The following is a 2,125-nucleotide window of genomic DNA, read 5'->3' as shown; positions in this document are numbered from 1 at the left end:
CAGGATGTTGTCCCGGGGATCGAATGGATCGCGGCCAAGCGACCAGCGGGCGCGCAGATAGTCCCATGTTCCGGGCATGATCTGCATCAAGCCGCGGGCGCCTGCGCTGGAGACGGCGCGCACATCACCCGCACTCTCCTTGCGCATGATGGCGCGGATCAGCGCGGTCGGGACGCCGAAGCGGTGCGAGGCTTCTGCGATATGCGCGCCGAACGGATCGCGTTGCGACGATCGTGTGAGAGGTGTTTCCTGCGCCAAGGTCGCCGCCGGCATGACGGTCGCAACGGACAGGCCGCAAAGGAGGAGCAGAGCCATGCGCCGGGCAGCGCGAAGCGGCCCGGGCGCATTGCGATGGCTCGTCGACGGACGGCGAGCGCGCATCGTTCAATCCTTCTCGCTACGGTCGCGCGGGAGCGCCCAGTGCAGCGACCAGGACGTCTTGTCGTCGCCATTGCGAAAGAGGTTGGCGCGTATCGGCTGCGCGAAGGTCGGGTCGTCGAGCTGGATCGAGACATAGTCTCCGGCCTTTTCGCTGGAGCNGCGCGTATCGGCTGCGCGAAGGTCGGGTCGTCGAGCTGGATCGAGACATAGTCTCCGGCCTTTTCGCTGGAGCGTTTCCAGCCGCACCAATCTCGGGGCCGTCCTCGTTTCCGGCGTGAATGCGGTAGTCAGGTTGTGTCGTCATGTGTGGCCGAATGCGCCGATGTGGCTTCACCAATCTGCGGACGGGAAGGCAGAGGCAGTTTCGTCCAGTCGTCGGGCCTCTCCTCCTCCTCCGCCGTCGGCACCGGCGGCGGCAGGTACGTTCCCGGAAGCGAGCATCCTCATGGGCGCGGATCGGCGGTGCACTGCAACGGGCTAAAGTGAAATATCTTTTTGAGGCTTGCGTCCGTTCTCGGAGCCTGGCGAGTGCTGAGCGAGCACTGCCGCTAGCATCGAAATTGTCGTCATCCAGCCATGTCAAAAGGGCGGCCTTATGCGATGGCCATTCTTCGAGGAGCATTGAGTGCCAAGCAACGTCGCGTTGCCAACCTTTGACCACGGCTGCGGCGCGCCAAACCCTCTCTGCTTTGAAACCGTAGCGCTCCGCCGCGCGGCGTGAAGCTGTACTCAAAGCTTGGCAACGCGATACCAGCCTCCTGTAGCCGAGTTCGTCAAAAGCGTGCTGCATCAGGAGAAAAATCGCCTCCGATGCTGCGCGTGTTCGCTGCAGTCTTGGCGAAAGCCAGATAACCAATCTCCGCCCACCGGTATGTCGTCTGTTGATGTGCAAAGCTGGAATGGCCGAAACTCCGGCAGCGGATAAGTCGGGGTCGATTCTGAGTCTCTGCGCCGTGTGCGCCTTTTGCTAGGGTGCCATCTACAGTCGACATGTGGAATTCAGATACATAGCCCGATTCAATACCCTGCCTGGGATTCGATTCCATGCCCAAGCATCCCCGCGCCGGCGACCGTCGGCGCTCAAAGGAAAATGGCGTATAAGCCGCAGTCCTGCGCGCATCGGCAACAGTGACGGTTGTCGCGCGCAGGACGGAGGAAATTCGCCCCCGCCGCGGGCGGTGAACAGGACAGCCGTAGGAGCGTCAGCATAGCGCCGGCCGCAGGACGGGACGCGGGACCGACTGTCCCCGTTCGCGGTAGTCCGCGTATTTTGCGCCAAAGGCGCAGGCGGAGATTTTCATGCTTTGGTGATAAGCATCGTTGTCGCGGCCGACCGGCTTCATGCCGACCGAAGCACCGATCGCGCGGACGCAACGTTGCGCTTGTGACGATCAGACCGTTGGCGTCATCGAAGCGGTTGCCAAGATTTCGAAGAACCGCGTGGCGGATTCCGCAGCCGTCGCACGACTCCATCTACCACGGAGAATATCGTGGTGCGCTGGAGGACAGATGCAAACCCGCCTACCCGGCATCGTTATCGACGTGTATCGCCTTCAGCCCTCAGAAGGCTTGTCGCCGCATGACGCGCATCCGCCTCAAGGTCGATCTTGCTGCGTAAACTCAGGTCGAATCGTACCGTAACCGTCAAAACACGGGCATACAGAACATCGTCGAGCGTGCCGCGCATTTCATGCAGATAGGTCAGAGACGACTTCCCAACCTTTTCGACAACCGAGCGAATGGT

General features: G+C 61.7%; 1 protein-coding gene and 3 pseudogenes. All 4 read right to left on the bottom strand.

Annotated features, from left to right (window positions below; all coding sequences use genetic code 11):
- A partial coding sequence (locus X726_RS137300) for a lytic transglycosylase domain-containing protein (protein WP_023673946.1) occupies positions 1-315 on the bottom strand: 315 nt, incomplete at its 3' end.
- 69 nt (positions 316-384) lie between these two features.
- Positions 385-685, bottom strand: a pseudogene (locus X726_RS137305) (DUF736 domain-containing protein).
- Between the two features lie 444 nt (positions 686-1,129).
- Positions 1,130-1,237: pseudogene (locus X726_RS1000000172155) on the bottom strand (GNAT family protein); the annotation flags it as partial.
- Positions 1,238-1,915: 678 nt separating this feature from the next.
- A pseudogene (locus X726_RS1000000171370) lies at positions 1,916-2,125 on the bottom strand (acyl-CoA thioesterase); the annotation flags it as partial.

It is taken from the genome of Mesorhizobium sp. LSJC285A00 (genome assembly GCF_000503155.1).
Classification (GTDB): Bacteria; Pseudomonadota; Alphaproteobacteria; order Rhizobiales; family Rhizobiaceae; genus Mesorhizobium.
The sequence above is the reverse complement of the archived record's forward strand: the minus strand, read 5'-3'. Positions and strand labels throughout refer to the sequence as shown.